At 41.3% G+C, this 14866-nt stretch carries 10 protein-coding genes and 1 tRNA gene; 8 read left to right on the top strand and 3 right to left on the bottom strand.

What is annotated here, in order from left to right; all coding sequences use genetic code 11:
- Window positions 1-202: 202 nt before the first annotated feature.
- Window positions 203-3439, top strand: a complete 3237-nt coding sequence (locus IPP74_04160) for a hypothetical protein (GenBank protein ID MBL0318476.1) — start codon at window positions 203-205, stop codon at window positions 3437-3439.
- A gap of 89 nt (window positions 3440-3528) precedes the next feature.
- Here IPP74_04160 and IPP74_04155 read toward each other — a convergent pair whose 3' ends face one another.
- The 3 genes from IPP74_04155 to IPP74_04145 all read right to left on the bottom strand — a co-directional run bounded on the left by IPP74_04155 (window position 3529) and on the right by IPP74_04145 (window position 6547).
- A complete protein-coding gene (locus IPP74_04155) occupies window positions 3529-4101 on the bottom strand; it encodes a DUF305 domain-containing protein (protein ID MBL0318475.1) in 573 nt (190 codons plus the stop codon).
- Window positions 4102-4222: 121 nt separating this feature from the next.
- The gene (locus IPP74_04150; protein MBL0318474.1) at window positions 4223-4474 is read right to left on the bottom strand and encodes an RNA-binding protein; all 252 of its coding nucleotides are present in this window, start codon (window positions 4472-4474) and stop codon (window positions 4223-4225) included.
- A gap of 357 nt (window positions 4475-4831) precedes the next feature.
- Complete coding sequence (locus IPP74_04145; GenBank protein ID MBL0318473.1) at window positions 4832-6547, bottom strand: hypothetical protein; 1716 nt, start codon at window positions 6545-6547, stop codon at window positions 4832-4834.
- A 189-nt stretch (window positions 6548-6736) separates the two neighbouring features.
- On the opposite strand from IPP74_04145, the gene IPP74_04140 reads away from it, so the two are divergent.
- The 7 genes from IPP74_04140 (at window position 6737) to IPP74_04110 (ending at window position 14745) form a co-directional block, all read left to right on the top strand.
- On the top strand, window positions 6737-7798 hold the full coding sequence (locus tag IPP74_04140) for a substrate-binding domain-containing protein (GenBank protein ID MBL0318472.1): 1062 nt from the start codon (window positions 6737-6739) through the stop codon (window positions 7796-7798).
- A 108-nt stretch (window positions 7799-7906) separates the two neighbouring features.
- Window positions 7907-7991, top strand: a tRNA-Leu gene (locus tag IPP74_04135).
- A 128-nt stretch (window positions 7992-8119) separates the two neighbouring features.
- Window positions 8120-9460: a trigger factor gene (locus IPP74_04130; protein ID MBL0318471.1), complete on the top strand. Its 1341-nt coding sequence runs from the start codon at window positions 8120-8122 to the stop codon at window positions 9458-9460.
- 145 nt (window positions 9461-9605) lie between these two features.
- Entirely contained in the window at window positions 9606-10256 is a 651-nt protein-coding gene (gene clpP / locus IPP74_04125; GenBank protein MBL0318470.1) for an ATP-dependent Clp endopeptidase proteolytic subunit ClpP, read from the top strand.
- 44 nt (window positions 10257-10300) lie between these two features.
- Window positions 10301-11578: an ATP-dependent Clp protease ATP-binding subunit ClpX gene (gene clpX, locus IPP74_04120; protein ID MBL0318469.1), complete on the top strand. Its 1278-nt coding sequence runs from the start codon at window positions 10301-10303 to the stop codon at window positions 11576-11578.
- A gap of 187 nt (window positions 11579-11765) precedes the next feature.
- A complete protein-coding gene (gene lon / locus IPP74_04115; protein ID MBL0318468.1) occupies window positions 11766-14237 on the top strand; it encodes an endopeptidase La in 2472 nt (823 codons plus the stop codon).
- Between the two features lie 235 nt (window positions 14238-14472).
- Entirely contained in the window at window positions 14473-14745 is a 273-nt protein-coding gene (locus IPP74_04110; protein ID MBL0318467.1) for an HU family DNA-binding protein, read from the top strand.
- The last annotated feature ends 121 nt before the right edge of the window (window positions 14746-14866 follow it).

The following is a 14866-nucleotide window of genomic DNA, read 5'->3' as shown; positions in this document are numbered from 1 at the left end:
TTGAAGGGACGGCTAACGATCCTGAATGTTCGCATTTAAGCAGCACTTCCGACTCGCTTACTACGTTTTAAAGGGTCATTTTGTGTGTGGAATTGACGCATTTATTGGAGTCAAAAAGATATCAAATAATATAGATTTATAAAAATAAGTTATAGCAGTATAATGTTATTTATAATTAAAATTAATGATGAATGGATATTAAGTGAAATTCGATAATATTATAGTAAATGATCAGGATGCCGAATTGGAAATGGTTCGATTGGATAATTTAAATGCCCTACCTTTTGAAAGCGATGGACGATTTAAAAATTTCTATGCAAGCAGGCACAAAAACGCTAACTATTTTACACCACTTAAATCTAATCCTATTTACATGATCGACGGGATACATGCCTGTGAGAATGTGCTCTATAAAATGCACAAGGTGTTGATTAATAAACTCACTGAATTGCAAGAAGATTCTTTCTACGTGGGCTTGGGGCATCATTCTATTATTTTTAATTTTTTGCCAGGTCATAAAGAGGGTGCGCAACGTTTGGCGGCGACACTTCTTGCAGCGGGCATTACGAAGATTGATTTAGCTTATAAGGGTAATCAGGCCTTTATACAAATTCATCCCGGTAGTATTCATCGGTTTCTAACCCGATTCTTAAAATTTGGCAAAGATATTGAAGAGGATGTGGACGGTCGGGAAGATCAGGCGCCGCAAGATAAGAAAAAATACAAAGTATTAGGAGCGTCGTTTAAAGGGGCAATCAAATCATCTAGAAAAGGCACCACTCTCCAATTCGGTTCATTTCTAAGAAATATGTTTTATGTGTTGGAATCAGGGCAATCAAATATAAGTGATGTCATAAAATACATAAACAAGAAATATCCTTTATTAACCCATGCGGAGATTACGCGGGCATTTAACGCGGTTCACAATTTGCGCTTCGGAGATAGAGGTGGGCCTGCACAAACAATACCTTTTGTGGTGATGCAATACGCCGTTCCTCATCGAGGCGATAATTTTACAGTAGGTACGCCGATTGAGGTAGCTGGCGGCGTTATGTTTGATTGGGCCGATCAAAAAAATCAACAGGGTTCCTTACAAATAATTGTGAACCAAGAGAAAATAGTTGGAAAGGAACTTTATGCGCTGATTGCGCCCATTTTTTACGATAAACAAACTCCTAAAAAGTTTTTAAAATGTTTTTTAAAAGAAAATTGGGGATATTTCAAAGGAACGCCTAACGCTGGACAAAAACAAGTCAATGATACTTTAAAGCGTTTTAATAAGGATGTTGTCTCTCAAAATTTTACCGCTTTTCAAATGGAGGTAATGACTGCCCAGTTCTTTGATAAAATCATAAGCAATAGACGTGATGAACTAAATGCGCTTGCAATCAACATAAAAGCAGAATTGGGTTCTAATTGTCTTGATCCTATCCAAAAAACGCAATTGAATGGAAGATACAGATTACTCACCAACATGATTGAAGACGATACTATAACCATAGCCAGTATACAGAATCACCTGACATCTAACGCTTGGGCTAAAATCAATTCATACATTAATCTTCCTGTGCCTGCTGGATTCTATAACACAGAAGATAGTCAGCGGTTTTTAGCTATGTTTTTGGAAGAAAGAGCCGGTGTATCTGAAGCGTTCAAATGGGCCCAATCACATTTTCCTGAAGACGCGGGATTACCTATTCATGCACTTAAGGAGGATGTTAATCCTCATAATCTTTTTCATGAGGGGCGATTATTTGCAGAAACGTGTATCAAACAGCGTGCTCTAACACCGGATGATTTAAGACATTTTACACTCTCGTGGCTGGATCATTACTCGTTTGGCTTATATTTAACAAGCAGTGTAAAAGCCCTGATTTCAGGCATGATTGTGTCTGCTGTTGAAGCAGGGTTTCCATTGACAGAATGTTTGACGAACAACGTTAGTCAATCGTTAGCCTGTGATAAGGCTGAAGGCAAAAGGAATAAAAGAACCTATAGAAAAACAGTACAAGCGCTCAACACCATTCGAAAATGGTTTAAACCAGGTGGTATTAACGATCGATTTGGCGATGCACATGAACGTTTAATGGCGTTTAGTCAACATTTACATACACAATACCCGAAGGATTTTCTGCTTTGTAAGAGTGAGATTCCATATGAACAAAACCAGCAAGCGTTTTTAACGTGTTTAGTTCATTTTGGGAATAAGAAGTTAGCCGAGTTGCGTCGAAATAATCAGCGATCTAACGAAGGTGCTCAAAACCAAAATAAGAGTGTTATCACCGAACTTGCAACCGTTAAAAATAGTCAGCCGCTATTTACCAAGCACCAGCCTGGTGAGCCTCGATCCATCAGTGATTTCAATCTGGTGGCACCCAAAACCAAGGGATTCAACCCTGGTGCCGTTGTGCATGCCAAAAACGGTTTTTCAGATCGTTTGATTATGATTAAAGATCAGCAATCCATGGCTGATGCAAATGTCATTGAAAAATTAGCCTCGGATATAGCGCGTTTCTTCGCTGGCAAAGAATCAGCTCCCAAAGTTTTTTTAGTATGTGGAGTGGATGCAGCGGTTTATTTGGCTTCAACGTATGTGCGTGACTTTCAGGAAGTAGCGCCTATTGAACTCGAGAAACATGATAGCCCTGCTACTATAAGACAAAAATATGGTGAATATTTTGCGCATCTGATTCTTCTATATCCTGACCTTTTGAGAATTCTTTCTATCAATATTGTTATTACCAATAAAGACGTAAATGAAGGGAATTTTGGGATTATCGCAAATAAAAGAGTCGCCGGTATTGATTATGGTGATGCGTTTGAATTTTATTCCTGCCCAACACCAGAGCATGTTATGTTAGCGATGGTTAGGGATACGCAATATCCTATGAGTGTATTTCAACATCCATTATTTGCGGATGAATTGAATAAGATCGCAGATAAAATGGATCATCAATGGCATGAATTGGAATTAACCATTGTCCGTTCTGTTCGTGAAATTCGAAAAGCATATGCAAATAACGAAGCTTGTGATGATATTAATATTGCTCTTGAGGGGCGTATGGGAGCAGGTACTACGCTTGATACTCTCTCTGACCGGGTTACCTCTAATATGAGAAGCCAAATTGGTAATTTGCGATTTGCTGCTGGTGCGATTAGATTTCAATACGCTATTAATGCAGGAGAGATAGACGTAGCGATAGGTATAATTGAACAAAACCCTACGTTAGCTACGGACCCTTTTATCTGGTTTAATCAACAGGAGATCGTCTCGTTTGAAGGTAAGATTTCAAACTATAAAAAAGCAACATTATCAGAACATATCCAAAACCGTCCTGAATTACAGGAGTATAAACATACTCTCCAAAGCGTGGTAAATCAACCGCGGTCAACTAGCCAAAGTAGATTGGGCCAAAGTAGATTGGGCCAAAATAGATAGGTGGGGATTCAAACCAATCGTGATTGGTTATGTCCGTGAAGAGGGATCGCACTCTTGGCGCCATGACTCTTCACGGGCAACATCTAGATTTATTTTACAGCCGCACGCATGTGTTTCATGTCGGTTATTTCTTTTGTCATTCGATCGATAATGATCTGTGCCCTGTCTTTGACACGTTGGTTTTGTCCATGTTTTATGGCATTGCGTGCCATGGTGATCCCACCTTGATGATGTTTAATAGCCATATCAAGAAAAAGCTGGTCGAATTTTTTGCCTTGGGTATGTTCAAGCCTATAACCATCCAGTGCCATCATGCCTGGCAATTTCATGTTAATGGCTTCCGGTGCATTAGGGGCGATAGCATGGCGAATATCCTGTATGAATGGGATTTCCTGTTGTTCGCCATCTAACATCATCTGGGCATAATTCCGGACTTCCTGGTTTTGTGCCATTTCAGCAGCCAGTTGGAAGATAATCATACCCTCGCTATGCTGCTCGATAATGGTATCAAGAAATTGGAGGTCATAAGGTGCCGATTCAGCATTGGGTGAGCTTACCAGAGCATCTTTACCCATTTGGTGCGCACGAGCGGAAGATGCGGCGATTGGGCTGAATGCAAGTGCAATGACTAAAGCAGTTGTGCTGAGAAAATGTGTTTTCATAATGATGATCCCTTAAAAATGAACGGCAAATGTTATCATGACACAATAAGCATATAGGTGCAGTGAGTATTTGACAATAATGTATAAAGAAGAAATAAAGATGGGGACTAGCGATGATGCTTTATTCTTTGTCGGTTTCTTCAGCACGTTTTACCCGAATTCGACCGCCAGCAACCCTCGTTTTATTGAGGGCAGCAATCGCAGCGAGAGCTTCTTGTTCGTTCGGCATTTCAATAAAACCGAAGCCTTTCGAGGTTCCTGCAACTTTATCCATTACCAGGGTACAGGATTGAACATGGCCAAAAGGTTTGAATAGATCGAGTAATTCGTGGTGAGTGAGGGCTTTAGAGAGGCCAAGTACCATTATTTTCATGGGTATTCCAAAAACAGGGTTGTGTAGCTTATTGCACACTAGGTTAACATTATATTGTCTAATAATCATTCCTAAAGAAAGATATTTATGCGTGTGCATTCTTTAGCCGGAAACCATCATTCAATCCGTAGAACGATGTAACGCCGGGTGGCTATATGTGAACCTATGAATAACCTCTATTCAGCACTTCTGTCTCTTGTTTTCGTCGGCTACTGAACTTTTTGAACTAAATAAATTTTGTGCTTCCAACCATTGTCCTCCAGGAGTCATGCCAGGCGCTAATCATGATGCCAGTTGGGTGAGGATTGAAGTAGAGGAACATTCTATGTTAAAGGATGCGCTGGTGAGTCTGGTAATCTAGAGTTTGGACCTATCTTTCATCCAATCTATTTTTTCTTTAGGAAAGCGAAGGATCATTCGCGTGCCTTGTCCTTTTTCGCTTTCGATAGAAAAATCAATTCCCAGATTTTGACAGAGATGGGCTACTAGTTTTAGACCTAGGCCTGTTGGATTGATATGGGTGGAGGGAGAGCCATCAAGAATATGTTGCTTACCTAATAAAATGTCTATTTCTGATGAAGTCAGCCCCAAACCTTTATCGGCAACAAACACTTCAACTTTGTCTTCATGACTTTTTGCACCAACGGTGATCGTGCTGAAATTATTGGAAACTGAAATGGCATTACGGATAAAATGATTGAGAATTTGTTTAATTCGTTTGGGATCTGAAAGCAGTTTAGGCAATTGATGTTCAATATGGCTTTGCAACCGTATCTGCCGGTGCATCGACAGGGACATATTTTGGTTCATAGATCTGCGTATAATCGCGCCGATGTCAAAGGGAACAACTTGGAACGCGTGTGATAAAGATGATGCATGGCTGAGATCACTTACATCATCAATAAAATCAAGCGCATCACGGCTATAGAGTTCAATATCCTTGATGAAATTCTTATAATGTTCTGGGATTGTTCCAAATGTTTCTTGCTGCATGGTTTCTGAAATAGAGATTACCATGGAAAGGGGGTTTCTAAGTTCAAATACGATTTGTGACAGGAATTCTTCTTTAGAAACAGAGGCTCTTTTAAGTAGGCTTGAAGCTGAATGAATCCGGTTCATCAAATAATTTTGTCGGTATCGTGCAATGAAGAAAAGGGTAATCACTATTACTAAAAAGGCGATCAATGGGCCCGATTTCTGAACGCTGGATCGTAATAATTCATTAAAAATAAAACTAGAATCAAGATTGGCATAGAGAATATAAGGGTATCCCTGAACTCTGTAAAAATAAAAACGATGATCGGTTTGTGCCCATCGCCCATCCTGTTTAGAAAATTTAAGATCACTGCTGATAAAATCGCGGATGCTTACGGACGGATAATTCGGGGAAGCAGTAATTTTAACTTGATCAAATTCTTGTAAGGTAGGGTCGGATTTGATGACGGGTTCGCCTTGGAGGTTAAGCAGCGCAAATTGAAGTGAATCAGAATTAGTTTCGCCCTGTAAAACCTGAGTGATTTTTTCGATATCAAAACCGATCGTCAACGTGCCGATAAATGTGCCATCGATGTCGGTAACGCCTAACCCTCCCGGAATCATCCAGCGGCGACTGGTTGAACCATAGACTGGTTTGCCTAAATGCAGGATTCCAGGATGCTGTACTGTGTAGGTAATGTAATCGCGTGACGATAAATCATACGGTTGTTCCATGATTCCAAAGAAAGCGTCAACCGTAATATAATGCTGATTATTAGCCCAGGAGAAAATGGTCCAGGCACTGGAATAGGCAGATTTAGTGGCATAACTGTAATCACGCAAGAGTGAACTGATATAATTAGGATCTTCGTAATTGACACGAATGGTCCTGGACATGATTTGCAAAACAGAATGAGTGTAATCAAACGTATGTGTTAATTTGGATTCCATTCCTGCTAGTTTTTTATAGACAAGCTCATCAATCTGCTTGTAGTCACGCCATAAGTTATAGCACACGGCAACAATAATCCCAATCACTCCTATGGCGAGCATTAAGATGCCTTCTTTAAAAGGGGCTAATGGTTTATGCCGTGGCATGGATAATTATTCCAAAGAATGAGATGAAAACAGGCCTCTTTTATTACACGATATACATTGGTTAAGCAAGGGATCGTCAATTATGAGTGGTTGAAAATGGTTTGAATCTTGACTTTAAGTGATCAGTTGGCTATACGGAGTTGTTGTCTTAGGGTGTAAGATGTGCCTAAGGCTGTTTAGGGTTCTAGTATGAAAATGGGATTAGCAATATTGTTAAGTGGCTTGGTGTGCCTGTGTGCGCCTCATGCGTTGGCGCGCGACTATATCCATGCTGTAGGATCGTCGACTGTGTATCCATTTGTGACGTCAGTTTCCGAGGAATTCGGTCGAGAAAGCCGATATAAAACACCTGTTGTTGAAGCAACCGGAACTGGAGGCGGTTTTAAGATATTCTGTTCTGGTACAGGACTTAAATACCCTGATATTGCCGATGCCTCACGTCCTATCAAAGACGGGGAAAGAGAATTATGCCTCAAGAATGGGGTTAAGAATCCAATCGAGATTAAAATTGGCTACGATGGTATCGTTCTTGCTGCGCTGCGCAAGACCGAAACTCTTTCGATAACCAGAAAAGAATTATTTCTGGCTTTGGCAAAATTGATTCCTGTAGAAGGAAGGTTAGTTCCTAATCATTATCGTTATTGGGATGAAATTTCACCACAGCTAGCGCACCGGCCAATCCTTATTTACGGTCCGCCTACGTCATCGGGAACACGGGATGCATTTAGTGATTTGGTGTTGGAGGAGGAATGTAAACAGCTTCCGGAATTCAAGGCGCACTATCCTGATAAAGAAGTCCTTAAAAAAAAATGTAGGCAGATGCGTGAAGACGGCGTTTTTGTGGAAGCTGGTGAAAATGATAATTTGATTGTTCAGAAACTGATCCATAATCCAGATGCTTTAGGGATTTTCGGTTTTAGTTTCTTAGATCAAAATCAGGATGTGCTTAAAGCAACGTTAATAGCGGGAGTCGATCCTGACTTTGATTCAATTATTAGTGGTAAATACAGCATCTCTCGGTTACTCTATGTTTATATCAAGGCTGAAAATGTTGGATTTGTGCCTGGCATTGTTGAATTTGTGAAAGAATTGCTCAGTGATAAGGCATTAGGACAATATGGCTATACGATTGACAACGGATTGATTCCTTTACCTAGGGAGGTATTGTTGAGAGAACGAACACAAATTATAACTATTCTTGAGGCTCTACAAAGGGATCATCAAAAAAATAATACGAAAACCAAGAAATAATTCGCCTAAGCCTCCTCTCAAATCGGGGATTTTCAAGTTTTAGGTGTTAATTGCTTGCATAATCCATTAATTTGGGTTAAATGAGATGTTTCTGTGTTTTCGTGATTAGCGGGTGTGGCGGAATTGGCAGACGCACTAGGTTTAGGTCCTAGCGATTTCGGTCGTGGGGGTTCAAGTCCCTCCACCCGCACCATCCTCCTACGGGGGGTGGTGCGATTAATGCTGCTAACGCGTTGAAGAGAAGCTAATGTTGCACCCGACTTATTAACGGCGGGCTGTTAACTATTTGAGTTATAAACGTTCTTTTGGAAGAGGATATCCATGGCATTTACAGTTACCCAGGAAAAAGTTGAAGGTTTGAGTCATTTTTATGAGATTAAAATCACGGCAAACGTGATTGAATCGCATATGGATAAAGAGGTAAGCCGTATCCAGGAGACCGCACAAGTTCCTGGTTTCAGAAAGGGAAAAGTACCCGTTGCCATCATTAAAAAACGATATGGCGAGTCATTAGTAAATGACACCATCAACCACGTGATCCAGGATGCTGTTTTCCATTTGTTCCAGGAGCGGAAAATTCGTCCTGCATTGACTCCTGATTTAGATTTTGACGAGTATGAAGACGGTAAGGATTTTGTTTTTAAAGTGACCCTTGAAACCTATCCAGAAACGCCTGATATCGATTTTAGCAAACTGGAGCTTGAGCGCTCGGTTGTCCAAGTGGATGAAGCAGAAATCACGAAAGGGATCGATCGTTTGGCCCAGTGGTCCAAGTTCGCTAAGAAAATTGAAGATGCCTCTCATAAGGCTGAGGACAATGATGAGGTTACGATTGATTTTGTTGGCAAAATCGATGGTGTGGCATTTGAGGGTGGTACAGCAAGTGGCTCTAAACTGATTTTGGGCTCTAATACCTTTATTCCAGGATTTGAAGATCAGCTTAAAGGCGCTAAAGTTGGAGACCAAGTAACAGTGAAAGTGGATTTCCCAGCTGATTATCATTCAACCGAACTGGCTGGTAAACCTGCCGAGTTCGATGTAACCGTTCAAGAAATTGCTCAGATGCACGTCCCTGAAATCAATGATGAATATGCTAAAAACCAGGGTTATGAAACATTGGATGCGTTACGTGAACAGGTTAAAAAGGTGATCGAGAGCGATTATCAAAAAATCTCTCGTGCCAAACTGAAGCGTGAATTATTTGATATATTGGATAAACAATATCAATTCGAAATCCCTGCTAAGATGGTTGGTTTGGAATTTGATTCACTCTGGAACAAGATTCAAAAAGAGCGTGAGCATGATGAAGAGCTTAAGGCTACCTCTGAGGAAGATTTGCGCAAAGAGTATCAGGAAATGGCGGCTAGACGGGTTCGTTTGGGTATTTTATTGTCTGATACCGGCCGTAAAAACAATATCAACGTTACCGAAGGCGATATCCAGCATGCGATTATTGACCAGCTGAAAAATTTCCGTGGCAATCCACAAATGTTGGTTGATTACTATCGTAACAACGAGCAGGCGCGTGACTATTTAAAAGGCCCAATTCTTGAAGAGAAGGTGGTCGATTTTATTATGGAGAAGGCGCCAATTAAGGAAAAAACAGTTCCTGCAGAAGAGCTCGTTAAATTAGTTGAATCTGGTGAAGTTGTCGTTTCTTAGTGCTGTTAACCTTACGTTAATCATAATCTTCTAGCTAAAGGGTAAGCATGAAGTCTACCGGAAGAGAAAAGATCAATTTTAGATCTGACATTTTTCTGGTAGGCTTGTGATGTGATAAGGAATAGTTTAATTGAATAGGAATGTTATGGAACGGATAAATGATACAGTCGCAACTTTAGTACCAATGGTCATTGAGCAGACAAGCCGTGGCGAACGTGCATATGATATTTTCTCGCGTTTGCTTAAAGAGCGTATTGTGTTTGTGAACGGTCCTGTTGAAGACAATATGGCAAGCCTGGTTGTTGCCCAGTTGTTGTTCTTGGAATCAGAAAATCCAGAGAAAGATATCTCCATGTATATTAATTCTCCAGGTGGAGTGGTGACATCGGGTCTTGCTATCTATGATACCATGCAATATATCCGCCCCAAAGTAACCACGTTGTGCATTGGACAGGCCGCTTCTATGGGATCTTTACTACTTGCTGGTGGGGCAGATGGTCATCGTTATGCGCTGCCTAATGCCCGTATTATGATTCATCAGCCTTCTGGTGGCTTCCAAGGTCAGGCAACCGATATTGAAATACATGCACGTGAAATTTTAAGCGTCAAAAGCCGCTTGAATAATATTTATGTTCACCATACGGGTAAGAAGCTGGTTGATGTTCAAAAAGCGATGGAGCGCGATAATTTTATGTCGGCTGTCGAAGCGATTGAATTTGGAATTATTGATAAAGTGATTGAACATCGCTCGGGTGGTGGTTCTCATAAAAATAAAGAAAAAGATAAAGATAAATAGCTAATCCAAAACGAATGAAATATCTCTGATAAATAAGGTTTATTATGCCAACGGATGAACGTGAATCTAAAAATACCCTCTATTGTTCTTTCTGTGGAAAGAGCCAACATGAGGTTAAAAAACTAATCGCAGGTCCTACCGTTTTCATTTGTGATGAATGCGTAGAGCTGTGTTTGGATATTATTAGGGAAGAAGGGAAGGCGCTTGTAGCCAAAGAAGGTGAGGAGTATCCTAATCCAAGTACCATCCAGAAAATCCTCAATGATTATGTTATTGGACAGGAATATGCCAAGCGGGTATTATCGGTGGCGGTGCATAACCACTACAAACGCATTTCGCATATGGAACAGTCTTCGGATGTTGAATTGGATAAATCCAACATTTTGCTTATTGGTCCTACGGGGTGCGGTAAAACCTTGCTTGCACAAACGTTGGCACGTATCCTGGATGTTCCTTTTACGATGGCGGATGCGACTACGCTGACGGAAGCTGGCTATGTTGGTGAAGACGTTGAAAATATTATCCTAAGGCTTCTGCAGGCTGCTGACTATAATGTTGAACGCGCACAACGTGGTATTGTTTATATTGATGAAATTGATAAAATTTCGCGCAAGTCGGACAGCCCATCAATTACGCGTGATGTATCGGGAGAAGGTGTTCAGCAGGCATTACTCAAAATTATGGAAGGTACGGTTGCTGCAGTTCCGCCGCAAGGTGGTCGTAAGCATCCACAGCAGGAATTTTTGCAGGTGGACACTACCAATATCCTCTTTATTTGCGGGGGTGCGTTTGCTGGTCTTGAAAAAGTGATTGAGCAACGCGGCAAGGGCACATCCATCGGCTTTGGTGCAGATGTTCGTACTCCGCAGGAAGTGAAAGTGGGGGATCTGTTGCGTAAGGTAGAACCGGAAGATCTGGTGAAATTCGGACTCATCCCTGAGTTTGTGGGGCGTTTACCAGTGATTGCAACCATTGAGGATTTGGACGAAGTTTCATTGATTGAAATCTTAACCAAGCCTAAAAATGCGCTGATCAAACAATATCAAAAGCTGTTTGAAATGGAAGGTGTGCAATTGTCGGTGACCAAGGAAGCCTTGGCTTCGGTTGCCTCTAAAGCCATTAAGCGTAAAACTGGTGCACGTGGATTGAGGTCAATCCTTGAAAGCATTTTGTTAGATGTGATGTTTGAACTACCAGACCGTGAAGATATTGCCGAAGTCGTGATTGATGACAAGGTGGTCGAGGGCGAAACCAAACCAATTCTGGTTCCTGCTTCATCACGTACGCATAAACCGCCTAAAGTTTCCAGCGGCGAAAAATAGTTATTTATTTTCTCCTCCTCCTCCTTTGGGAGGAGGAGGAAGAGATTGGGGATGAATCGTGCAAAAAAAAGGGAATGGCAGTGTGCCTTTTAGCCATCTAAAATAATACCCCTTATCCCTCTTTACATTTTTGATAAATACCCCATATCTATGATATACTCATCTGTACTTATAGGAGGCTTACGGTATGGCTGGATTTGTTTACCCGGTTTTGGCACTAAGGGATATTGTGGTGCTGCCAGGAATTGTTGTTCCTTTGTTTGTGGGCAGAAATAAGTCCATAAAAGCATTGGAAGTGGTGGTTGAAGAACAAAAATCAGGGGATGTTCCTAAAAAAGGTTCTAAAGCTCTGCAAGAACATCTGGTTGGTGAACAAAAGATTCTCTTGTTGACGCAACGTGATCCAGAAAAGGATGATCCTATTGCGACTGATCTATACGCATTTGGAACCATTGCTTCGGTATTGCAATATCTCAAATTACCTGATGGTACGGTAAAAGTATTGGTGGAGGGGTTAGAGCGTGCGCGTGTGTTAAAAATGGTGGATCGCGGTTCGTATTTTGTAGCTGCGGTTGAACCTATCGTAACGGATATCAAAGAAAGCGATAAATACGAAGTTGAAGCATTGATGCGTGCTGTATTATCGCGCTTTGAAGAATACATGAAGCTCAATAAAAAAATTACACCTGAAATTTATGCGAGTCTTTCACACATTCAAGCACCAGATACATTTTGTGATACAGTTGCCTCTCATTTAAATTTGAAAGTCGCCGAACGTCAGGAAATGCTGGAAATGGTGTCTATCCTGCGCCGTCTGGAAAAACTTTATCATCATTTGGGGGCTGAAATTGGCGTGCTGCAAACAGAGCATAAGGTTCGCAAGCGCGTGGATGAGCAGATGAAAGAGGAAAAGCGCAAATATTTCCTCAATGAACAAATCAAAGCGCTGAATAAAGAATTAAATGACGGGGATGATTTAGGCAATGAAGTGGCGACACTTTCTGAACGTATTGAAAAAACGAAACTATCGAAAGAAGCAGCAGAAAAAGCCAAAGGCGAGTTAAAAAAATTAAAATCAATGAATCCGATGGCGCCGGAAGCAACCGTTATCCGCAATTACCTTGATTGGTTATTGATGCTTCCTTGGAATGAATTTTCTAAAACCCACTCAGACTTGGAAACGGCAGAAACCATTTTAAACCGCGACCATTACGGGTTAGAAAAGATTAACGACCGCATTCTTGAATATCTTGCAGTACAATTGCGTACGCAACAATTGCGCGGCCCTATTTTGTGTCTGGTTGGCCCTCCTGGTGTGGGTAAAACATCGATTGTTCGTGCGATTGCTGAAGCCACAGGGAGGACGTATGTCAGAATGTCCCTCGGGGGTGTGCGCGATGAAGCGGAGATTCGTGGGCACCGCCGTACCTATATTGGTTCAATGCCTGGTCGGATTATTCAAGCGATGAAAAAAGCTAAAACGTCTAACCCACTGATTTTATTGGATGAGATTGATAAAATGTCGTCTGATTACCGTGGAGACCCGGCAGCGGCACTGCTTGAAGTATTGGACCCCGAGCAAAATGCTTTTTTCCAGGATCATTATCTTGAAGTGGAATATGATTTATCGCATGTGATGTTTGTGGCTACTGCCAATTCACTGGATATGCCGCGACCACTTGCAGACCGTATGGAAATTATTCGTATCGCTGGTTATGCCGAAAACGAAAAAATGGAAATTGCCAAACGTCATTTGTTGCCGCGTATTATTAAAGAGCACGGTATCAAAAAGAATGAGTGGAAAATCTCGGATGAAGCGGTGCGTACGTTGATTCAGGATTACACTCGAGAAGCAGGTGTAAGGAGCCTCGAACGCGAATTAGCAAAAATGGCACGAAAATCATTGAAACAGATTATTTCTAAAAAGGCAAAATCAGTTGCCATTACCCAGAAAAATCTATCTAAATTTGCCGGGGTTAAGAAATTCTCATTTGGCGAAGCAGAGAAAGAAAATTTCGTGGGTGTTACTAATGGGCTTGCGTATACCGAAGTCGGTGGTGATTTATTGACTCTGGAGGCGGTATGTCTGCCAGGGAAGGGGCATATTAAAATCACGGGTAAGTTAGGTGATGTGATGCAGGAATCTATTCAAGCAGCAGCTAGCTATGTACGCTCGCATGGTGCACAGCTTGGTATTACGCCAGAAATGTACCAGAAACATGATATCCATGTGCACGTACCGGAAGGGGCTGTCCCAAAAGACGGTCCTTCTGCGGGTGTAGGAATGGTAACGTCGATTGTGTCGGCAATGACCAATATTCCTATTCATAGTTCGGTGGCGATGACCGGCGAAATTACGCTGCGTGGACGTGTTTTGCCCATTGGTGGTTTGAAAGAAAAACTATTGGGGGCGATTCGCGGTGGTATTAAGACGGTTATTATTCCTAAAAAGAATATGAAAGATCTAGAAGAGATTCAAGATAACATCAAAGGTGAAGTTGAGATTATACCGGTCTCAACCATTGATGAAGTGCTGGCCATTGCCCTAGAGCGTATGCCCAAACCTGTGATATGGGAAACTACATCAACAGGGATACGAGAAAAATCTTCTAAAATCAAAGGACGCCGTAACCATCAAGAAAGAGATGCGTTGCATTAAGCAGCTGGTTTCACATCCTGCTAATGTAACGTGTGAGATGAGCATTATCGTACTATAAAGACTAACGTTCGCAGTTTCTGAGCGGACGTTGAATGTAATGCAAAAATAACCCTTAGTTGCATAGAAAATATGTGACGGAAATTTTTCAATAAATGTGATTTTGCTATTGATTTGTTGAATAGCGTCTCATAAGCTTTAATCGTATTGTCGTTTAACTTTCATTTAAGGGTATGTTATGAATAAACAACAACTAGTAAGCAGGGTTGCGGAAACAGCTGAAATCACCAAAGCATCTGCTGCAAAAGCAGTTGAAGCTTTTTTTGAAGCGATACGTGAAGAGCTTCAAAGTGGCGGAACATGCAATTTCGTGGGCTTTGGTTCATTTAAAGTGGCGCAGCGTAAAGCACAGACACTTCGCAATCCACAGACAGGCAAGCCGATGAAAGTGGCTGCTCGTAAAGTACCAAAATTTGTTGCTGGTAAAGGCTTAAAAGAAGCCGTTAACTAATCCAGGTTGGTTAGCGTTTACCAAAAAAAACCGCCTCTAGAGGCGGTTTTTTTTGTGGCCGATGCATGTAAAAAAAAATCATACTCATGTTAGGTTTGTGCTTGCGCTACAGTGTTGTTTT

Source organism: Alphaproteobacteria bacterium, assembly GCA_016722515.1.
Lineage (GTDB): Bacteria > Pseudomonadota > Alphaproteobacteria > Rickettsiales > JADKJE01 > JADKJE01.
This window is presented reverse-complemented; position numbering and strand designations above follow the sequence as displayed.

What these genes read in the sequence shown, in the direction of transcription:
- IPP74_04155 (MBL0318475.1), bottom strand. Translation starts at nt 4,101, where the DNA reads ATGAAAACACATTTTCTCAGCACAACTGCTTTAGTCATTGCACTTGCA.
- IPP74_04150 (MBL0318474.1), bottom strand. Translation starts at nt 4,474, where the DNA reads ATGAAAATAATGGTACTTGGCCTCTCTAAAGCCCTCACTCACCACGAA.
- IPP74_04145 (MBL0318473.1), bottom strand. Translation starts at nt 6,547, where the DNA reads ATGCCACGGCATAAACCATTAGCCCCTTTTAAAGAAGGCATCTTAATG.
- IPP74_04140 (MBL0318472.1), top strand. Translation starts at nt 6,737, where the DNA reads ATGAAAATGGGATTAGCAATATTGTTAAGTGGCTTGGTGTGCCTGTGT.
- IPP74_04130 (MBL0318471.1), top strand. Translation starts at nt 8,120, where the DNA reads ATGGCATTTACAGTTACCCAGGAAAAAGTTGAAGGTTTGAGTCATTTT.
- clpP (MBL0318470.1), top strand. Translation starts at nt 9,606, where the DNA reads ATGGAACGGATAAATGATACAGTCGCAACTTTAGTACCAATGGTCATT.
- clpX (MBL0318469.1), top strand. Translation starts at nt 10,301, where the DNA reads ATGCCAACGGATGAACGTGAATCTAAAAATACCCTCTATTGTTCTTTC.
- lon (MBL0318468.1), top strand. Translation starts at nt 11,766, where the DNA reads ATGGCTGGATTTGTTTACCCGGTTTTGGCACTAAGGGATATTGTGGTG.
- IPP74_04110 (MBL0318467.1), top strand. Translation starts at nt 14,473, where the DNA reads ATGAATAAACAACAACTAGTAAGCAGGGTTGCGGAAACAGCTGAAATC.